The sequence below is a fragment of the Rhodoferax sp. ZS1R25 genome, assembly GCF_056521335.1.
Genome location: NZ_JBWMAZ010000002.1, coordinates 138,648 through 157,845, shown reverse-complemented (window position 1 = coordinate 157,845; position 19,198 = coordinate 138,648). Strand labels below are relative to the sequence as shown.

The following is a 19,198-nucleotide window of genomic DNA, read 5'->3' as shown; positions in this document are numbered from 1 at the left end:
ATGCCCCTGCGTGAAACCTCCACGCTCTTTGAGCAGCTGCCCATTGGGGCGTATCGCTCCAGCGTGGACGGTAAGCTGCTCAAGGTCAACGCGGCCTTTTTGCGGCTCAATGGCTATAGCAGCGAAGAGGAAATGCAGCAGCACCTGCAAAACCACGGCCGTGACCCCTATGTCCACCCGCAGCGGCGCGAGAAGTTTGCCGAACTGATCCTGGCCCAAGGCCAGGTCACCAACTTTGTGTCGGAGATGTACCGCCTCAAAACGGGTGAGCGCTTCTGGGTGCGCGAGCACGCCCACGTGATGTTGGGCGATGAGGGGGAGGTGCTGTACTTCGAAGGCACGATAGAGGACATCACGCGCGAACGCGCCTCCCGCGCCGCCATGCGCAAGAGCGAAGCGCTACTGCGCAACGTGCTGCAAACCATTCCCGACCAAGTGTGGCTCAAGGACATCGACGGCGTCTACCTGACCTGTAACGACGCTTTTGCCACCCATCTGGGCATCACGCCCGCCGACATCATTGGCACGCGCGATGCGCACTGGGTGGAAGAATCGGTGGCAGAGACCTTTCTGGTGAGCGACCGCTGGGCCATCCAGGCCGGCCGCTCGGTGAGCTTTGAAGAAAACTCTTTCACCACCATCAACCCCAAGGGCGACCTGTTTGAGGTGACCAAGACGCCGATGCGCGACAACGACGGCAACGTCATTGGTGTGCTGGGCATGTCCCGCAACATCCAGGAGCGCAAAGTGGCCGAGGCCCTGTTGCGCGACACCACCGAACAACTGGAACTGGCCATCATGGGCGCCGACCTGGGCCGCTGGGACCATGACCTGACCAATGAGCGCGGCTATTTCCTGGACGCCCGATCCTGCCTCATGTTGGGCCGCGACCCCGGCGAAAGCGAGTTTGGCCGGGCCTGGGGCCACCTGGTGCACCCCGACGACCTGAGCAATGCCATGCAGGCCATGCGCGGCCACCTGACCGGGACCAGCCCGGCCTACCAAGCTGAATACCGCGCACGCCACACCGATGGCCGATGGATCTGGCTCAGCAGCCGTGGCAAGGTAGTGCAGTTCAGCAAGGACGGTGCGCCCCAGCGCATGGTGGGCACGCTGATGGATATATCGGGCCGCAAACAGGCCGAGGCCCAGCTGCACGCGACCCAGGCTGAACTGCAGGCCACGCTGACGGCCCTCCCCGACCTGCTGTTCGAGTTCAGCGCCACCGGCCACTACCGCGTGGTGCACAGCCGTGATGTGGCCATGCTGGCGCGCCCGCCCGAGGTATTGCTGGACCGCGCGGTGGAAGAGGTACTGCCCAAAGACGCAGCCGATGCCTGCAAAGCCGCGCTGCGCGAAGCCCAAGCCAATGGCCGCTCCCACGGCATGCAGTACAGCCTGGAGTTGCCCGCGGGCAAGCTGTGGTTTGAGTTGTCGGTCGTGCGCAAGCCCACGGTACCGGGTGAGGAAGAACGCTTCATCGCCATTGCGCGCGACATCACCGAGCGCAAGAACGCCGAAGAGGCGATTCGCCACCTCGCCTTCCACGACACGTTGACCGGCCTGCCCAACCGCCGCCTTCTGACCGACCGCTTGCAACAGGCCCTGGGCGCCAGCCACCGCAAGGGCGAGCACGGCGCGCTGATGTTCCTGGACCTGGACCAGTTCAAGCTGCTGAACGACACCTATGGCCACGACGTGGGCGACCTGCTGCTGCAGGAAGTGGCGCGGCGCCTGCAACAAAGCGTTCGCGCAGTGGACACGGTAGCCCGTCTGGGCGGCGACGAGTTCGTGGTGCTGATCCAGGACCTCAGCGCAGACTATGAAGAGGCCCGCCTGCACGCCACCACAGTGGGCCACAAGATTCTGGCCAGCCTGAACGACCCCTACCTGCTCAACGCCCGCCTGCACACCACCACGCCCAGCATCGGCATTACACTGTTCAAAGGCGAAGGCATGGTGCCCAACGACGTGCTCAAGCAGGCCGACACCGCCATGTACCAAGCCAAGGCCAACGGCAGGAACACCCTGTGTTTCTACCAACCCTGAAAGCCCCATGCTGCACTTTTTGCCTGCGACCCTGCGGGGGCTGATTGCCTCGCTGCTGCTGACGCTCAACATCTTCTTCTGGGTTCCCATCCTGCTGGTGTTTGCGCTGGTCAAACTGGTGCTGCCGTTTCGCGCAGTGCGCTTGGTCATCGACCCGGTGCTGCTCTTCATCGCCGAGGGCTGGATTGGCTGCAACAGTGGCTGGATGGCGCTGACCCAGCGCACCCAGTGGGATGTGCAGGGCCTGGACGGCCTGGACCGACACAGCTGGTACATGGTGAGCAGCAACCACCAGTCGTGGGTGGACATCCTGGCGCTGCAGCACCTGCTGAACCGGCGCATTCCGCTGCTCAAGTTCTTTCTGAAGCAACAGCTGATCTGGGTGCCCATCATGGGCCTGGCCTGGTGGGCGCTGGAGTTCCCCTTCATGCGCCGCCACACCGAGGACTACCTGAAGAAGCACCCCGAGATGCGCGGCAAGGACCAGGAGACCACCCGCCGGGCCTGCGAGAAGTTCGCCCTCATCCCTACCAGCGTGATGAACTTTCTGGAGGGCACGCGCTTCACCGCGGCCAAGCACGCCAAACAACAATCGCCCTACCAGCACCTGCTCAAGCCCAAGGCCGGCGGCCTGGCGCTGGCCCTGCAGGCGATGGGCGACAAGTTCCAGTCCATCCTGGACGTGACCATCGTCTACCCCGATGGCGTACCCACGTTCTGGTCCTTCCTGTGTGGCCAACTGCCACGCGTGGTGGTGCGTGTGCGCTCCATCCCCGTGCCCGCCCACTTGCTGGGTGGCGACTACGGCCAGGACCCTGTATTCCGTGAAGCCTTTGCCCAGTGGGTGCAACAACTCTGGCGTGAGAAAGACGCGCAGATTGCCGCCCTCCGGGCCCAGCACCCACCCCGCTAACCTGAGCCCGGGCGCCTCGCCGCGCCCCTTTGCCCTGTGTCATCCACCACCCCATTTTTCACCCGCCCGCGCGTTGTCTTTTTGCTGGCCAGCCTGTGCTGCCTGCTCTGGGGCAGCGCCTACCCGGCCATCAAGCAGGGCTATGCGCTGCTCTCCATTGGCCGCAACGACCTGGCCGCCCAGCTGCTGTTTGCGGGCTACCGCTTTGTAGGTGCAGGGGTGTTGCTGTTGGGCTTTGCGCGGCTGACTGGTAAGCCGCTGGGCCTCCCACCGGCCCAAACCGGGCGGCTGGTGTTGCTGGGGGTTCTGCAGACCACGCTGCAGTACATCTTTTTCTACATCGGCCTGGCAAACACCACGGGGGTGAAGGCCTCCATCCTCAATGCCTCGGGCGTGTTTTTCAGTGTGCTGCTGGCACATTTTGTGTACCACAACGACACCCTCACCTGGCGCAAGCTGCTGGGGTGTGCGCTGGGCTTTGTCGGTGTGATGGCCGTGAACATTGGTGGACTGCTAGGCGGTGCGGCGACAGACGGCGAGTTCACGCTGCTGGGCGAGGGCTTCATCGTGCTGGCCGCCTTGGTGCTGTCGTCTGCCTCGCTGTACGGCAAGCGCCTGTCGCAGGACATGGACTCGGTGGTCATGACTGGCTACCAGCTCGGCATAGGCGGCGTGGTCCTGGTGGCCATTGGATGGGCCGCCGGTGGGCGCATCGACGCATGGGGCGTGGCGCCCATGGCGCTGCTGGGCTACATGGCCGTGCTGTCGGCCGTGGCGTTTGCACTGTGGGGCGTGCTGCTGAAGTTCAACCGCGTGAGCGTCGTAGCGGTGTACAGCTTTCTGGTGCCGGTGTTTGGCGCCTGCCTCTCAGCGCTGTTTCTGGGCGAATCGCTGCTGGAATGGAAATACCTGGTGGCCCTGGCCTTCGTCAGCATCGGTATTTGGTGGGTTACACAAGAAAAATAGCCGCAGTCCCCCGTAGGCACTGCGGCAGCAGCTATTGAAACAATAGCAAGCAGCGAGAACCTTCGGGCTCAGCGTTGCTGGGTCTTGCCCGTTTCATCGGACAACACAATCTCCACCCGGCGGTTCAGTTGGCGGTTGCTCGCGGTGTCATTGGCAGCCACCGGGTAGGCTTCTCCATAGCCGCGTACGCTGATGCGTTCGCTGCTGATGCCCATTTGCAAGAGTGCTTCCCGCACGGTCATGCCCCGGCGCTCGGAGAGCTGCTGGTTGTAAGCGTCAGCACCGGTGCTGTCGGTGAAACCTTCCACCAGCACAGTGCGGTTGGGGTTTTGCTTGAGCACGTCAGCCAGCTTTTGGGCACTGCGCATGCCACCCGCGGTCAGACTGGCCTTGTCGCTGCCGAACAGCACGTCGCCCAAGGTGATCACCATGCCGCGCTCGGTCTTCTTGGCGGCCAGCTCGGCCAGCTGGCTCTCCAGCAACGCCGTGCGGGCCTGCGCATCCGCCGTGGCCGCGCGGGCTTCGTCGGCTTTGCGCTGGGCAGCGGCGGCATCGTTCTGCGCCATCTGCGCGTTGGCAGTGGCCTGGTTGGCTTCATTGGTACGCTGGTTCAGTTGCATCTGGTCACGCTCTCGGGCCGTGCGGGCCGCAGTGGCCTCGGCGGATTTTTGCTTCACCACCTCTTGGGTGATGGCGATTTTTTGCTGCGCCAGGTAGGCCAGCTGGTCCACCTTGGCCAGGCTTTCGCCCTTGTCGGCCGCGGTATTGGCCTTCTGCATGGCATCGCTGGCCTGCTGCATTTCCAAAGCCGCGTAACTCGCTACGTCGGGGTTGCGCTGCACTTGCGCATAGTCATTGCGGGCACTCTCCAGCTGGGTGGTCGTGGTGGGGCCGGAGGCGCAAGCGCCGAGAAAGAGAACCGTCGCCAAAGCGATGGGGGTCAGGTAGGTGTGTTTCATGTAGAACTCCTTGGAATGTTGTGCGGGAAATAGGCTTCTTGGGACGTGAGGCTGCGTGGGCTATTGCTTGGGCGCATTGGCGCGGTCCAGCTCTTCGCGCAGCACGCGGATGTCGTCTTGCAGCGCGTCGGCCACAGCCTGCGCCTTGGCGGAATTGGCCTTGCTCTGGGCCAGCTTGGCATCGGCCTGGGCTTCGGTGGCCAGTGCAGTGGCGGCCTTGTAGTCCTTGGCGGTCATGGCCTGGTTGGCACGGGTCAGCTTCTCGCGAGCTGCGGCCATCTCGGCCGGTGCGAACTGCACGCCGTCTGCGCCAGCCGCGTTGTCCACGGCGGCTTTGGATACCGCCACATTGGCGGTGGCCGCAGTTTGGGTTCGGGTGGCGCAGCCCGTGCTGGCCATAAGGGCCAAAGTGCAGGCGACGACCAGGGTGGCGGTGGTGTGGTGTTTCATTTTTTCTCTCCGGTGAACGAGGGACCGGTGGTCCCTTCAGTGGTAATTGGCAATCCCGTCGGTAGACAGGGCGTGGGAAACGTGTTCGGGCACCCGCAGCACGCCTTGGGCGTTGGGGATGGCCTGGATGTGCATGATGGGCGCCGTGCCCTGCACGCCGCCAAACATGGTGGCGAAGGCAGAGTCAGCCGCATCGCGCCCGGTGGCAAAGCGCACAAAGCCCATGGGAATGGCAGTGCCGGACGGGTCAAACAGGTACCAGCGGTTGCCCACAAAGGCTTCCACATAGGCGTGGAAATCGGTCGGCCCCAGCGCCGGGTCGGCGCCGTAGTCGATGCCAGTGGCAAAGCGCGCGGGAATGTTTACCCCGCGGCACAGCGCAATCATCAGGTGGGCAAAGTCGCGGCACACACCGGTCTCGTCCACCAAGGTGTCCAGCGCCGTGGTCGTGCCGTTGGAGGTGTTGGAGCGAAACACCACGCGCTGGGTCACCCAGTTGCAGATGGCCTGCACGCGGGTGTAGCCCTGCGGCAGGTGGCCAAACTCTTTCACTGCCAGGCGGTGCAGGCGGTCGGACTCGCAGTAGCGGCTGGGGTAGATATAAGGCAGCACCGCGCCGGGCAGTTGGGCCACCGGCACCTCGGGCACATCCAGCGGCTGGGCCACATGGTGGGCCAGGTCCACCACCGCTTCGTAGCGCACCGTGAGCGGGCCCGCCTCTGCCTTGAGTCGCAGGTAGCGGTTGTGGGTCACGGGATCGGTGTACATCTTGGGCATCACCTGCTGGCTGATGGTGAGCGACTCATTCACCACCGTCTGGTGCGCGGTTTGGGCCGCATGGATGTTGAAGATGAAGTCACACCCGGGTGGGGTGATGTTGTAGTTCAACACGATGGAGAAGTTCAGGCGCAACATGGACATGGTCATTCCGCTCTTCAAGCGCAGGGCTGAACCACCTGGTGGCCCCAAATGCCACCCAACACGGTGGGAATGAAAAAGGTCATGAAATTCCGATCGAAAAAACAGCAAAAAACAGTGTCTAAAGCCCGCTGGGCCAGTGCAACTGGGGTGTGCTTGAAGCATGGGGCCACAGGGCGCCATTGCCTAGGGATGGAGGCCGCGACTTGCGGTAGTCGCAGTCCTACAAACCCGGCAAAATAGGTCTATGCCCTCTTCCGATACCCTTGTCAGCCTGCAGGCCCGCCACGGAGAGCGCTACCGCTGGCTGCTGCTCCTGTCCGTGATGATTGGGACCATGGCGTCCATCATGTCGTCCACCATCATCAATGTGGCGGTGCCTGACATGAGCCGCTACTTCAGCCTGGGGCAGGACCGCATGCAGTGGGTGTCGTCGGGCTTTATGGTGGCCATGACTGTGTCCATGCTGACCACGCCCTGGCTGCTGTCGCGCTTTGGCTACCGCAAGACCTACGCCTGGGCCATGCTGCTGCTGCTGGCCGGTGGCATTGCGGGCGGGTTCAGCCGCAACTTTGACCTGGTGCTGCTGGCCCGCGTGGCCGAAGGCTTGGCATCGGGTGTGGTGCAACCGATACCGGCCATCATCATCCTGCATGCCTTCGGCTCCAACGAACAAGGGCGTGCCAGCGGCGTGTTTGGCATGGGCGTGGTGTTGGCACCAGCCATAGGCCCCAGCATCGGCGGCCTGCTGGTGGACTGGTTTGGCTGGCGCTCTACCTTCTTCATGGTGGTGCCGTTTTGTCTGGCCTCGCTCTACATGGGGCGGCGCTTCATCCCCGCCTTCACCACCACCGGTGACGATGCAGCCCCCACCACCAAACCCACGCTCGACTGGCGCGGCCTGGGCCTGGCCACGGCCGTCACCCTGTGTCTGCTGAATGGCTTGGTGTCACTGCACAGCGGCGGCTTCACGCATTCGGCACTGATGTTGGGCACCGCAGCGCTGGCGCTCTTGGTGTTTGTGAAATGGCAGCGGCGCCTAAGCCACATCCACCGCGGGCCGCACCAGCAGGCCCCGCTGATGAACCTGGCGTTGTTCAACCACCGGCAGTTCGCCATGGGTAGCCTGGTGTCGTTCATCTATGGCACGGCGCTGTTTGGCTCCACCTACCTGCTGCCGGTGTACCTGCAGATGGGGCTGGGCATGTCGGCCTCCCACGTGGGCACCATCATGCTGCCCGCCGGGTTCGCGCTGGCCATCACCATTCCGCTGGTGGGCCGGCTGGCGGACAAGCACCCCACCCACGTGCTGGTCAGCATCGGGCTGCTGCTGTTGGCGTTGGGCTTTGCGCTGATGGTGACGGTGGGCCTGGGCACGGCGATTGCCTTCATCGTGGGCTGGGTGGTGGTGGGACGCATCGGGCTGGGCTTCATCCTGCCGTCGCTGAACCTGGGCTCCATGCGCGGCCTGTCCAAGCACCTGATTCCACAGGGCTCCAGCGTCATCAACTTTGTGCGCATGGTGGGAGGTGCCGTGGGCGTGAGCATGTGCGCCATCGTGCTGGAATGGCGACTGGCGGTCCATGGCCAGTCGCTAACCCAACCCAGTACCAACCCCGCGCGGCTGACCGCGTTCAACGAATCCTTCCTCATGCTGGCAGCCCTGTGCGCCATCGCCGTGGTGGCGGCCTGGCAGCTGCGCGAAGAAAAGCGCAAGCGCTGAGTCAGCAGCAATGCTCCTGAATGTATAGCTGCCCGCGCATATTCCACGGGGGCTATAGGCACATTTCTTGCAAAGAGACTGCCTCATTCGGCCGGCGCAACAGCTTTACCCAATGTTCACACTTTGGTGTATCGAATGCATTGACACTGGCTGGCGCACCCTCCACCATGGACTGAACTACCCAACCTGAGAGCCACCTACCGCACATGACATCGAATTTGGACAAAGAGTGCATCCTGGTGCTGCAAGGCGGCGGCGCATTGGGGTCGTACCAAGCCGGCGTGTTTGAAGCGCTCAGCAAGGTCTACCGCGAACCCACCTGGATGGCGGGCATCTCGATTGGCGCCATCAACTGTGCCCTGATTGCGGGCAACCCTCCCCACAAGCGCGTGGCGCGGCTGCGTGAATTTTGGGAACTGGTCAGCTCTGCGGTGGCACCCCCAAGCGTGGCCAGTGCACCGCTGCGCGAGCTGTTGAACGAAGCCAGCGCCAGCCAGGCCATGCTGTTTGGCGTGCCCGGCTTTTACGCACCCCGCTTCCCGCCCGCACCGCTCCAGCCCCGTGGCACGCTGGAGGCCATCAGCTACTACGACACCGCGCCGTTGAAGGAAACGCTGGAGCGCCTGGTGGACTTTGACCGTATCAACGCAGGCACGGTGCGGCTGTCGGTGGGCGCGGTCAATGTGCGCAGCGGTAATTTTGAGTACTTCGACTCGGCCAAACAGCACATCGATGTGCGCCACATCATGGCCAGTGGCGCCCTGCCCCCGGGCTTTGCGCCGGTCGAGATTGATGGCGAGCATTACTGGGATGGCGGCCTGGTCTCCAACACGCCACTGCAGTACGTGCTGGACCAGCCCGGCGACCAGCAGCGCACCGTGTTCCAGGTCGATTTGTTTGCTGCTGCGGGCGCCCTGCCCGCCACGCTGGCCGAGGTGACGGAGCGCGAGAAGGACATCCGCTTCTCCAGCCGCACCCGGCTCAACACCACCATGGAGCTGGACCGCCAGGTGATTGCCCAGGCCGCCCAGCGCCTGCTGGCGAAACTGCCACCAGAGCTACGCCATGACCCCGACGCCCGCGCACTGGCCCGCCTGCGCAGCGAAGGTGGTGTGGATGTGGTGCACCTGATTTACCGCAGCAAGCACTACGAAAGCCAGTCCAAAGACTACGAGTTCTCGCGCCTGTCCATGGAAGAGCACTGGGACTCCGGACGCGCCGACATGGCCCACACGCTGCACGACGCGCGCTGGACCGGGCGCGAGCGCAACGCGACAGGTGTGCGCGTATTTGACTTGGCCTCAGACGCCACACCCTCTTCTGGATCACCCCCATGAACATTGCCGACGTGAAACGCAACGCCTTTGCGATGCCGCTGACCAGCCCTGCGTTCCCGCCCGGGCCCTACCGCTTCATCAACCGCGAATTTCTGATCGTCACTTATCGCACCGATCTGGATGCGCTGCGCGCGGTGGTCCCCGAGCCACTGCAGATCACCGAGCCCATCGTCAAGTACGAGTTCATCCGCATGCCGGACTCCACTGGCTTTGGCGATTACACCGAGTCGGGGCAAGTGATCCCCGTCAGCTTCGAAGGCGTGGCCGGCGGCTATGTGCATTCCATGTACCTGAACGACGAAGCACCGATTGCCGGCGGGCGCGAGTTGTGGGGCTTCCCGAAAAAACTGGCGTCGCCCCGTATGGTGATGGAAACCGACACGCTGCTGGGCACGCTGGACTATGGCTCCGTGCGCGTGGCCACAGCCACCATGGGCTACAAGCACCGCACGCTGGACCCAGTAGCGGTGCGCACCGGCATGCTGACGCCCAATTACTTGCTCAAGATCATTCCCCACGTGGACGGCAGCCCGCGCATTTGCGAACTAGTGCGCTATTTTCTGGAAGACGTCACCATCAAGGGCGCTTGGACCGGGCCCGCTGCCTTGGAGCTGGCCCACCATGCCCTGGCGCCCGTGGCCCGCCTGCCAGTGCTGGAAGTGCTGTCGGGCACCCACATCCTGTCCGACATGACACTGGGCATGGGCAGTGTGATCCACGATTACCTGGCGTAGCCCTGGCCCTCAATTTTTAACTCCACCCCGTTGAAAGTATCCCCATGAAACTCAAAGACAAAGTCTGCATCGTTACCGGCGCCGCCAGCGGCATTGGCAAGGAAATCGCCCTCACCTACGCCCGCGAAGGTGGCAAGGTCGTGATTGCCGACCTGAACAAAGACGCTGCCCAGACGGCGGCGGATGAGATCACCAAGGCCGGTGGCACGGCCATGGCCGTGGCCATGGATGTGACCAACGAAGACCAGGTGAACGCCGCCGTAGCCGAAGCGGTGGCCGCCTATGGCGGTGTAGACGTGCTGGTGAGCAATGCCGGCATTCAGATCGTGCACCCGATAGAAGAATTTCCGTTTGCCGACTGGAAGAAGATGCTGGCCATCCACCTCGACGGTGCCTTTTTGACCACCAAGGCCGTCATGCCGCACATGCAAAAGTCTGGCAATGGCGGCAGCATCATCTACATGGGCTCGGTGCACTCCAAAGAAGCCTCGGTGCTCAAGTCCGCCTACGTCACCGCCAAGCACGGGCTCATCGGCCTGTGCAAAACTGTGTCCAAGGAAGGCGGCAAACACAAGATCCGCGCCAACGTGATTTGTCCCGGCTTTGTGCGCACACCGCTGGTAGAAAAGCAGATCCCCGAGCAGGCCGCCGCCTTGGGCATCAGCGAAGACGACGTCATCAAAAAGGTGATGCTCAAGGAAACCGTGGACGGTGAATTCACCACGGTGCAGGACGTGGCCGAGGTGGCGCTGCTGTTCGCCAGCTTCAATTCCAATGCGCTAACCGGTCAGTCCATCGTGGTCAGCCACGGCTGGTTCATGCAGTAAGCACTGCCGCACGCACCTGCGGCGGAATGCGCCGCGGCTTCAGCGTGTCGGCCTGCACACAGCCAATGCGGATGCGCCCCTGTGCCAGCAGCGTGTCACCACGCCAGGCCTCCTGCTCCAGCACCATGCTGGCCGCGCCCTGCTCCACCACTTTCACGCTCACCAGCATCAGGTCGTCCAGCTTGGCTGGGGCCAGGTAGCGCATCTGCACCTCGGCCACGACAAACATGGCGCCGGTCTCTTCACGCAAGGCCTGTTGCTCCACCCCCGCAGCGCGCAGCCATTCCGTGCGGGCACGCTCAAAAAACTTCAGGTAGTTGGCGTAAAAAACTACGCCGCCTGCGTCTGTGTCTTCCCAATAAATTCGGATGGCAAAGGGGTTGCTGAGTTCGGGCGCGGGCAAAGGGGCTCCAGTAGGCGACGGTCGCCTGCATTCTATTTCTGCGGTAGGACCATGGGCCTGGCAATTTGATAGTGAGATACTTGAAGGTTCCCACCCATCCGCACGGATTTGAAACCCTTACCGCACCGCAACCGCTGCACCCGCAATTGGCTGCCAACATACGCCCCATGAGCTCTCCGCGCATTCAAGGTTGGTGCCCCGGCGCGCTGCAGCCCATGTTGGCAGAAGACGGCTGGGTCGTGCGGATACGCCCGCCGCTGGGCCGACTCACCCAGGCCCAGGCCCGTGGCATTGCAGCCCTGGCCAGCCGCCATGCGCAAGACACCGTAGAGATCACTGGCCGCGCCAATCTGCAACTGCGTGGCATCACGGATGTTGACTACCCGGTGTTGCTGTCAGGCCTGCAAGCATTGGGCGTGGTGGACGCCGATGTGCGGGCAGAGTCGCGGCGCAACCTGTTGCTGGCTCCCTTCTGGCAGGCCGGCGATGGCACCACGGAAGTGGCAAGTGCTTTGGCCCTGGCACTGAATGCGCCCCAGGCCCCCGATCTCCCCGCGAAATTTGGTTTCGCGCTGGACATCGGAGATACGCCGGTCTTGCGCGCCAGCTCGGCCGACATTCGCGTGGAGCGTTGCGATGCCGGTTTTTTGGTGTACGCCGATGGCAGCACCACCGGCGCGCTGGCGCATGTGGACGACGTAGTTGCCCTTGCCATGGCACTGGCTCAGTGGTTTGTCGAGGCTGGTGGCCTCGCAACCCCGCGCAAACGCATGGCATCCCTGGTTGCCACCCAGGCACTGCCGCACCGCTTCACCACGACACCAGTGCCAGCTGCCGCACAGCGCCCGCAGCCACTGGGCCGCGTGCCGCTGGGCTATCTGGCGGCCCTGGAGTTTGGGCAGCTGCCTGCGACTACGCTGGCCGCGTTGGCAGAGCTGGCGCACCTGCGCTTGACACCCTGGCGCAGCGTGCTGCTGGAAGGCGTAGACACCACCCCCACTCTGCCAGACCTCATCACCCGCGCCGACGACCCGCGCTTGCGCATCCACGCCTGCACGGGCGCGCCCGGCTGTGGGCAAGCGGCAGGTGCAACCCGGCCACTGGCCCGCGCACTGGCGACTTCTCTGTCGGTCGGCCAGACACTGCATGTTGCTGGCTGCACCAAAGGCTGCGCCCACCCCGCGGCTGCATTGACAGTGGTGGCCACTGCCCACGGGTACAACCTGATTCAACACGGAAGCGCCGCCTCACCACCCGACTGGGTGGGATTGACCCCGGCGGCCTTGGCCACCCAGATACAAGAACAAGCGCATGCGACACCTTTATGAAACCGATGGCGAGGCCATCTACCGGCAGTCCTTTGCCATCATCCGCGCCGAGGCCGACCTGGCCCGCTTTGACGCCGTGGAAGAAATGGCCGCGGTGCGCATGGTGCACGCGGCCGGCATGGTGGGCCTGGAATCGCACATCCACTTCACACCCGGCATGGCCCAGGCCACCCGGGCCGCGCTGGAAGCCGGTGCGCCCATTTTGTGCGACGTGCGCATGGTGAGCGAAGGCATTACCCGCACCCGCCTGCCCGCCAACAACGCGGTGATTTGCACCTTGCAAGAGCCTGAAGTGCGTGCGTTGGCGCAAACGCTGGGCACCACCCGCAGCGCGGCTGCCGTGGAACTGTGGCGCCCGCACCTGGCTGGTGCCGTGGTGGCCATTGGCAATGCGCCCACCGCACTGTTTCACCTGCTGAACCTGCTGCAAGACCCCGATACTCCAAGGCCTGCCGCCATCATTGCCTGCCCCGTGGGCTTTGTGGGGGCGGCCGAATCCAAGGCCGCGCTGATGGCGGCGCCACCGGTGCCGTCCATGGTGGTGCGCGGCCGGCTGGGCGGCTCGGCCATCACGGTGGCGGCTATCAATGCGCTGGCCAGCCGGAGGGAGATCTGATGGGCCGCATTGTGTGTGCCGGCCTGGGGCCTGGTGACCCCGATCTGATGAGCGTGCGCTCGGACCGCGCCATCCGCGGTGCCGGGCACGTGGCCTACTTCCGTAAAAAAGGGCGCCCCGGCCAGGCCCGGCGCATTGTGGAGGGCATGCTGGCACCGCACGCCGTGGAGTACCCCATGGAGTACCCGGTCACCACCGAGCTGCCCTTTGACAGCCCCGAATACATCCACTGCCTGGCCACCTTTTACGACGACTGGGCCCAGCGCCTGGCCGAGTTGGCGCAAACGCAGGACGTGCTGGTGCTGTGCGAGGGCGACCCGTTTTTCTACGGCTCTTTCATGCACCTGTACACCCGCTTGCAGGGGCGCGCCCAGGTGGACGTCATTCCCGGTATCCCGGGCATGGTGGGCTGTTGGTCGGCCACCCAAACGCCCATTACCTGGGGCGATGACGTGATGACTGTGCTGATGGGCACCTTGCCGGATGCCGAGCTGGAGCGGCACATGCAGTCCGCAGACGCGCTGGTCATCATGAAGACCGGGCGTAACCTGCCCCGCGTGCGCCGGGCGCTGCAGGCCGCTGGCCGGCTGGAACAGGCCTGGCTCGTCGAGCGCGGCACCATGCCGGGCCAGCGTGTACTGCCACTGGCCGAGGTGGATGGCAACGACTGCCCTTACTTCGCCATCGTGCTGGTGCACGGCCAGGGCCGGCGCCCGGAGGTGCAGGAATGAGCGGTTGGCTGTGTATTGCCGGCCTGGGGCCGGGTGACGAACAGTTGGTGACGCCCGAGGTCAGCGCTGCGCTGGCCGAGGCGACCGATATCGTGGGCTACATCCCCTACGTGGCGCGCGTTGCGCCACGGCTTGGGCTCACCTTGCATGCCTCGGACAACCGGGTGGAGATGGACCGGGCCCGTGCGGCGCTGCAGATGGCCGCTGCGGGCCACAAGGTGGTGGTGGTGTCCTCGGGCGACCCTGGCGTGTTTGCCATGGCGGCTGCCGTGTTCGAGGCACTGGAAGGGCAGCCACACTGGCAAGGCTTGGACATCCGTGTGCTGCCCGGCATTACCGCCATGCTGGCCGCTGCGGCCAAGGCCGGTGCACCGCTGGGCCACGACTTTTGTGCCATCAACCTTAGCGACAACCTGAAGCCCGCCAGCCTGATCGAAGCCCGTGTGCGCGCTGCCGCCGGTGCCGACTTTGCGATGGCCTTTTACAACCCGCGATCCGCCAGCCGCCCAGATACCTTTGTGCGCATCCTCGCAGTTTTGCTGGAGCTGTGTGGCCCGGACCGGCTCATCACCTTTGCCCGCGCGGTGAGCACACCCGAGGAGCGCATTGCCACCGTCACCCTCGCGCAAGCGCGTGCCGACATGGCGGACATGCGCACTGTCGTCATCGTAGGCAATAGCACTACCCGGCAGGTGGGCCGCTTTGTTTACACGCCGCGTTCGGTGGCTACGCCGGTGCTGCCATGATGGCCAGCAATCCATTGCAGAACCTGCTCGACACGCGCCACCGTGGGCCGGGGCGGAATGGCGGGGCGGTCAATCAGGATGACGGGCAAGCCCAAGGCACGGGCAGCACTCAGCTTGGCTTCAGCGCCGCTGCCGCCCGAGTTTTTGGCCACGATGTGTGTGATGCGGTGCTGCTGCAGCAAGGCGGCATCGGCGGCTACGGCAAATGGGCCACGGGCCAACACAATGTGTCCACGCTCGGATGGCAACTCCACCGATGCATCTACCAGACGCAGCAAAAACCAGTGCTGCGGCAGGGCCAGAAATGGCGCCAGGTGCTGGCGGCCAATGGCCAGAAAAACACGGGCGGGTCCCTCGGGCAGCGCACGCACCGCGGATTCGATATCGGGCACCAGTTGCCAATGGTCACCCGCCTGTGCCTGCCAGGCTGGGCGCTCCAGCGCCAGCAGCGGGATACCGGTAACAGCGCAGGCATTCACGGCGTTGCGGCTCATCTGGGCGGCGAAGGGGTGGGTGGCGTCCACCACATGGTTAATGCGCTGCTCCCGCAGCCAGGCCCGCAAACCGTCCACACCGCCAAAGCCCCCAACCCGCACGGGCAGCGGCTGCGGCAGCGGCGATTCGGTGCGGCCTGCATACGAAAAAATGGCGTCTACCTGCGCATCGGCCAAGGCCTGGGCCAAGCGGCTGGCTTCGGTGGTGCCCCCCAACACGAGGACACGCGGCATGGCTGAACCCTGGCTTTCAATCATTGGCATGGGGGAAGATGGGCTGCATGGTCTGTCGGATGGTAGCCGCTCGGCTCTGGCGAACGCGCGGCATGTGGTCGGTGGCCCCCGGCACCTGGCCTTGGCGCAGGTGGGGGAACGCGGCATCGCCTGGCCCGTGCCGTTTGACATCGCGCCGGTGCTGGCGCTGCGTGGCCAGTCCGTCGCCGTGTTGGCCTCGGGTGACCCGTTTTGGTTTGGCGCCGGTTGCAGCCTGGCCAAGCACCTGGATGCCCATGAGTGGCAGGCGTTTCCTGCCCCCAGCACCTTCGCCTGGGCCGCCGCCCGCTTGGGTTGGGCGCTGGAAACCACGCATTGCTTTGGGCTGCACGCTACGCCGTTTGCCGCCACCCGGCAGGCGCTGCATACGGGTCAACGCTTGGTCTGCCTGCTGCGCGATGGCGCGGCGGTTGCGGGCTATGCGCAGTGGCTGACGGATCTGGGCGCGGGCGATTCCCGCGTCTGGGTGCTGGGAGCCCTGGGCGGCCCGCGTGAACGTGTGCGCGAGGCCACGGCACGGGCCTGCGACTTTGCAGACGTGGCTGCACCGGTGGCCATCGCTGTCGAGGTGGCGGGCTTGACCGGCATGGCGCGCACGCCCGGGCGGCCCGACGCCGACTTTGCCCACGATGGGCAGATCACCAAATCCCCTGTGCGAGCCCTCACGCTGGCTGCTCTGGCGCCACGCCAGGGTGAACACCTGTGGGATCTGGGCGCGGGCTCCGGCTCGATTGCCGTGGAGTGGTGCCTGGCGGGAGGTACGGCCAGCGCCGTGGAACAGCATGCCGAACGGGTGGCCAATATCGAGACCAATGCCCAGCGTTTTGGCGTGACCGCTGCATTGACGGCGGTGCACGGGCCTGCTTTGCAGGCTCTACAGAGCTTGCCCAAACCCGACGCGGTGTTTGTCGGTGGCGGCTTTGATCTGGCGTTGTTCGAAGCACTGAGGGCAGTCGTGCCGCAGGGTTGCCGCCTGGTGGTCAATGCCGTGACGCTGGAAACCGAGTCGGCACTGTTGCAGCTGCATGCGCTGCATGGCGGCGAGCTGCTGCGCATTGAGCTGGCGCATGCAGCACCGCTAGGGCGCATGCGCGGCTGGCAGCCCAGCCGCCCCGTGGTGCAGTGGAGTATCCGGCTGTGAAGGGCCGGGCATGAGCGTGGCCGGATTCGGGTTTCGCGAAGCCGCAACGGCAGATTCTTTACGAAGCGCCTTGCAAGCCGCCTTGGCGCAATCGGATGCGCCCGTCACCCTGACCGCGCTGGCCACGGCCTGGGACAAGGCGGTCGCCCCTGCATTTGTGCGTTTTGCCACCGAGTGGGGGCTGCCGGTGTTGGCCATTTCGGCAGAGGCTTTGCACATGCAGCAGGCCCACACCAGCGCCCATGTGCCTGCGCGTTATGGCCAGCACAGCCTGGCCGAGTCTTCTGCACTGGCGGCCGCGGGCTCTGGTGCGCAACTGCGGGGGCCGCGCTGCGTGTCCCCGGATCGCTTGGCCACGTCGGCCATCGCGTTTGTCCTCCCTGAAAATACCTTCCCATGACTGTTCACTTTATTGGCGCCGGCCCCGGCGCCCCTGACCTGCTGACCCTGCGCGGCCGCGACCTGATTGCTGCCAGCCCCGTGTGTTTGTACGCGGGCTCTCTAGTACCCGAAGGCGTTCTGGCGCATTGCCCGGCCGGTGCCCGCATCGTCAACACCGCGCCGCTGTCGCTGGAGCAAATCATTGATGAGATCCGTACTGCGCATGCCGCAGGGCAGGACGTAGCGCGCTTGCATTCGGGCGATCTCTCAGTCTGGTCCGCCATGGGCGAACAGCTGCGGTGTCTGCGTGAAGAAGGCATTCCCTACAGCGTTACGCCGGGCGTGCCGTCGTTTGCTGCGGCCGCCGCCACGCTGGAAGCCGAGCTGACCCTGCCGGGTCTCTGCCAGTCGGTAGTGCTGACGCGCACCTCGGGCCGTGCCTCGGCCATGCCGGAAGCGGAGTCGCTGCACAACTTCGCGCAGACCGGCGCGGTGCTGGCGATCCACCTGTCTATCCATGTGCTGGCCCGCGTGGTGCAAGAGCTCAGTCCCCACTACGGCGTGGACTGTCCGGTGGCCGTGGTCTGGCGTGCCAGCTGGCCGGATGAGCGCGTGGTGCGCGCCACTCTGGCCACGGTGGAGGCTGCGGTGGGGGAAGGCATGGAACGCACGGCGATTATTCTGGTCGGCCGCACCCTGGGTGCGCAGGACTTTGCCACCAGCCGCCTGTATGCTGGCGACTACGATCGGCGCTACCGCCCCGTAGGCACGCAGCCGCGCTTCCCCGAAGGCAGCACACCATGATCGAACTCAGCCTAGTGGGCATGGGCACCGGCAACCCGGACCACATCACCCGCCAGGGCGTGGCCGCACTGAATGCGGCGGACTTGATTCTGTTGCCCCAGAAGGGCGCGGACAAAGCCGACCTGGCCGACTTACGCGCAAGCCTGTGTACCCAACTGATCACCAACCCAGCCACGCGCGTGGTGGGCTTTGACATGCCGGTGCGCGACAGCGCAGACCCTGACTACCAAAGCGGAGTGAACCGCTGGCACGACGCCATTGCAGAGGTGTGGCTCACACACATCCAGGCCCATCTGCCCCAGGGCGGGCGCCTGGCCTTGCTGGTGTGGGGTGATCCCTCCTTGTATGACAGCACACTGCGCATTGCCGAACGTCTGGCGGCGCAGTTGCCACTGCGGGTGTCGGTGGTGCCAGGCATTACAGCGCTGCAGGCGCTCACCGCGGCCCATGCCATTGCGCTGAATGAAATCAATGCGCCAGTGACCATCACCACGGGGCGCCGACTGCGCGACCATGGCTGGCCCGTGGGCGCCAGCACGGTGGCAGTGATGCTGGATGGCCAGTGTGCTTTTCAGCAGTTGCCTGCGGAGGGCGTTCACATCTGGTGGGGGGCTTACCTAGGTATGCCCAACCAAATCTGCATTAGCGGCCCACTGGCCGATGTCGGCCCAAAAATTCTGGACCAGCGCCAAACTGCGCGCGCGGCGCATGGCTGGATCATGGACACCTACCTGCTACGCAAGAGCGATCCAAAGCCCGCCTGACGCAGAATACCCGTATCAGTACGGCAGCTGAAAGCCATTGCGCCCAGCGCTGATGCGCAGCACCGTGGGCACACCGTCCAGCGCCTGGGCTGACAGCGACACACTGGCACCGGGCACCAACAGGCTGCGATCCCCGGGGCGGAAGGTGACGATGGGCGCCTCGGGCGGCACCACAATGGTCTTTTCACCGCCTTTGTACTTCAGTTGCAGTGTGCGGCCAGACACGCCAGACACCACCTGGTCCACCGTGGCATTGGTCATGGTACTTTGGGGTTGCAGGTCAAAGGGCCGGTGGCCCTCACCCAGTCCCCGTGAGGCCTCGGGGAATACGGTAACCGCAATGGCACGCTGTGTGCCATCGGTCTGTGGCAACGCGGCGGTACCGATGAAGCTGCCGGGCTGAATGTCGGCCAGTGTGATCGGGTACACCTCAGACACCACCAACCCCGGCGGGGCAGCCAGTTCGATCACCTCGCCATTGCTCTCCTTGAGCGTCAGTGTGGTGGCACTGACCTGCTGCACCACGCCACGCAGGCGTAGCGGTGGCGGCGCGGTTTGGGCAAGTGCCACAGTGGTGGCCAAGCACAGCGCCAGGCTGAAAAAACGGCGGGAAGGACTGCGCATTCAAGTGCTCCGGTGGA

Annotated in this window: 21 protein-coding genes; 15 read left to right on the top strand and 6 right to left on the bottom strand. The window is 64.7% G+C overall.

Translation table 11 applies throughout. The features are described 5' to 3' along the window. The 3 genes from AC097R_RS11610 to AC097R_RS11600 are packed head-to-tail and all read left to right on the top strand — an operon-like array spanning window position 1 to window position 3,928. On the top strand, window positions 1–2,049 hold the full coding sequence (locus tag AC097R_RS11610) for a diguanylate cyclase domain-containing protein (protein WP_479598269.1): 2,049 nt from the start codon (window positions 1–3) through the stop codon (window positions 2,047–2,049). Window positions 2,050–2,056: 7 nt separating this feature from the next. After that, window positions 2,057–2,962, top strand: coding sequence for an acyltransferase (locus AC097R_RS11605; protein WP_479598268.1), 906 nt, complete (start codon window positions 2,057–2,059; stop codon window positions 2,960–2,962). Window positions 2,963–2,998: 36 nt separating this feature from the next. Next, window positions 2,999–3,928 (top strand): DMT family transporter, encoded by a 930-nt coding sequence (locus AC097R_RS11600; RefSeq protein ID WP_479598267.1) that lies wholly within the window; start codon window positions 2,999–3,001, stop codon window positions 3,926–3,928. 68 nt (window positions 3,929–3,996) lie between these two features. Here AC097R_RS11600 and AC097R_RS11595 read toward each other — a convergent pair whose 3' ends face one another. From AC097R_RS11595 to AC097R_RS11585, 3 genes are read right to left on the bottom strand one after another with little or no spacing between them, the layout of a single operon-like run. Then, the gene (locus AC097R_RS11595; protein WP_479598266.1) at window positions 3,997–4,887 is read right to left on the bottom strand and encodes an OmpA family protein; all 891 of its coding nucleotides are present in this window, start codon (window positions 4,885–4,887) and stop codon (window positions 3,997–3,999) included. A gap of 60 nt (window positions 4,888–4,947) precedes the next feature. Next, window positions 4,948–5,337: a DUF4398 domain-containing protein gene (locus AC097R_RS11590; RefSeq protein WP_479598265.1), complete on the bottom strand. Its 390-nt coding sequence runs from the start codon at window positions 5,335–5,337 to the stop codon at window positions 4,948–4,950. 36 nt (window positions 5,338–5,373) lie between these two features. Then, window positions 5,374–6,252 carry a transglutaminase-like domain-containing protein gene (locus AC097R_RS11585; protein ID WP_479599538.1) on the bottom strand — a complete coding sequence of 293 codons (879 nt, stop codon included), beginning with the start codon at window positions 6,250–6,252 and terminating at the stop codon, window positions 5,374–5,376. A gap of 250 nt (window positions 6,253–6,502) precedes the next feature. Between AC097R_RS11585 and AC097R_RS11580 the strand changes: the two genes are divergently transcribed. From AC097R_RS11580 to AC097R_RS11565, 4 genes are all read left to right on the top strand, one after another. After that, complete coding sequence (locus AC097R_RS11580) at window positions 6,503–7,978, top strand: DHA2 family efflux MFS transporter permease subunit (protein ID WP_479598264.1); 1,476 nt, start codon at window positions 6,503–6,505, stop codon at window positions 7,976–7,978. 206 nt (window positions 7,979–8,184) lie between these two features. Then, a complete protein-coding gene (locus AC097R_RS11575) occupies window positions 8,185–9,315 on the top strand; it encodes a DUF3734 domain-containing protein (protein WP_479598263.1) in 1,131 nt (376 codons plus the stop codon). Next, window positions 9,312–10,049 (top strand): acetoacetate decarboxylase, encoded by a 738-nt coding sequence (locus AC097R_RS11570; RefSeq protein ID WP_479598262.1) that lies wholly within the window; start codon window positions 9,312–9,314, stop codon window positions 10,047–10,049. The genes AC097R_RS11575 and AC097R_RS11570 overlap by 4 nt, the downstream gene beginning before the upstream one ends. A 44-nt stretch (window positions 10,050–10,093) precedes the next feature. Continuing rightward, window positions 10,094–10,876 carry a 3-hydroxybutyrate dehydrogenase gene (locus AC097R_RS11565; RefSeq protein ID WP_479598261.1) on the top strand — a complete coding sequence of 261 codons (783 nt, stop codon included), beginning with the start codon at window positions 10,094–10,096 and terminating at the stop codon, window positions 10,874–10,876. On the opposite strand, the gene ybgC is transcribed toward AC097R_RS11565, so the two are convergent. Next, window positions 10,866–11,279, bottom strand: a complete 414-nt coding sequence (gene ybgC / locus AC097R_RS11560; RefSeq protein ID WP_479598260.1) for a tol-pal system-associated acyl-CoA thioesterase — start codon at window positions 11,277–11,279, stop codon at window positions 10,866–10,868. The two genes, AC097R_RS11565 and ybgC, sit on opposite strands and share 11 nt — an antisense overlap. A 167-nt stretch (window positions 11,280–11,446) precedes the next feature. On the opposite strand from ybgC, the gene cobG reads away from it, so the two are divergent. The 4 genes from cobG to cobJ are packed head-to-tail and all read left to right on the top strand — an operon-like array spanning window position 11,447 to window position 14,700. Beyond that, the gene (gene cobG / locus AC097R_RS11555; RefSeq protein ID WP_479598259.1) at window positions 11,447–12,607 is read left to right on the top strand and encodes a precorrin-3B synthase; all 1,161 of its coding nucleotides are present in this window, start codon (window positions 11,447–11,449) and stop codon (window positions 12,605–12,607) included. Then, window positions 12,591–13,223, top strand: a complete 633-nt coding sequence (locus AC097R_RS11550; protein WP_479598258.1) for a precorrin-8X methylmutase — start codon at window positions 12,591–12,593, stop codon at window positions 13,221–13,223. Before cobG ends, AC097R_RS11550 begins: the two co-directional genes overlap by 17 nt. Further along, entirely contained in the window at window positions 13,223–13,954 is a 732-nt protein-coding gene (locus AC097R_RS11545; RefSeq protein WP_479598257.1) for a precorrin-2 C(20)-methyltransferase, read from the top strand. The genes AC097R_RS11550 and AC097R_RS11545 overlap by 1 nt, the downstream gene beginning before the upstream one ends. Then, window positions 13,951–14,700, top strand: coding sequence for a precorrin-3B C(17)-methyltransferase (gene cobJ, locus AC097R_RS11540; RefSeq protein WP_479598256.1), 750 nt, complete (start codon window positions 13,951–13,953; stop codon window positions 14,698–14,700). The genes AC097R_RS11545 and cobJ overlap by 4 nt, the downstream gene beginning before the upstream one ends. Here cobJ and AC097R_RS11535 read toward each other — a convergent pair. Continuing rightward, entirely contained in the window at window positions 14,661–15,428 is a 768-nt protein-coding gene (locus tag AC097R_RS11535) for a cobalt-precorrin-6A reductase (protein WP_479598255.1), read from the bottom strand. The genes cobJ and AC097R_RS11535 overlap by 40 nt on opposite strands. Between AC097R_RS11535 and cbiE the strand changes: the two genes are divergently transcribed. From cbiE to cobF, 4 genes are read left to right on the top strand one after another with little or no spacing between them, the layout of a single operon-like run. Continuing rightward, window positions 15,427–16,608: a precorrin-6y C5,15-methyltransferase (decarboxylating) subunit CbiE gene (gene cbiE, locus AC097R_RS11530; protein ID WP_479598254.1), complete on the top strand. Its 1,182-nt coding sequence runs from the start codon at window positions 15,427–15,429 to the stop codon at window positions 16,606–16,608. The two genes, AC097R_RS11535 and cbiE, sit on opposite strands and share 2 nt — an antisense overlap. Before the next feature lie 10 nt (window positions 16,609–16,618). Next, entirely contained in the window at window positions 16,619–17,008 is a 390-nt protein-coding gene (locus AC097R_RS11525; protein ID WP_479598253.1) for a cobalamin biosynthesis protein, read from the top strand. Continuing rightward, on the top strand, window positions 17,005–17,793 hold the full coding sequence (gene cobM, locus AC097R_RS11520) for a precorrin-4 C(11)-methyltransferase (RefSeq protein ID WP_479598252.1): 789 nt from the start codon (window positions 17,005–17,007) through the stop codon (window positions 17,791–17,793). The genes AC097R_RS11525 and cobM overlap by 4 nt, the downstream gene beginning before the upstream one ends. Next, on the top strand, window positions 17,790–18,557 hold the full coding sequence (gene cobF, locus AC097R_RS11515; protein WP_479598251.1) for a precorrin-6A synthase (deacetylating): 768 nt from the start codon (window positions 17,790–17,792) through the stop codon (window positions 18,555–18,557). Before cobM ends, cobF begins: the two co-directional genes overlap by 4 nt. A gap of 15 nt (window positions 18,558–18,572) precedes the next feature. Here the strand turns inward: cobF and AC097R_RS11510 are convergent, their stop codons facing one another. Further along, entirely contained in the window at window positions 18,573–19,181 is a 609-nt protein-coding gene (locus tag AC097R_RS11510; RefSeq protein WP_479598250.1) for a hypothetical protein, read from the bottom strand. Window positions 19,182–19,198 lie beyond the last annotated feature (17 nt).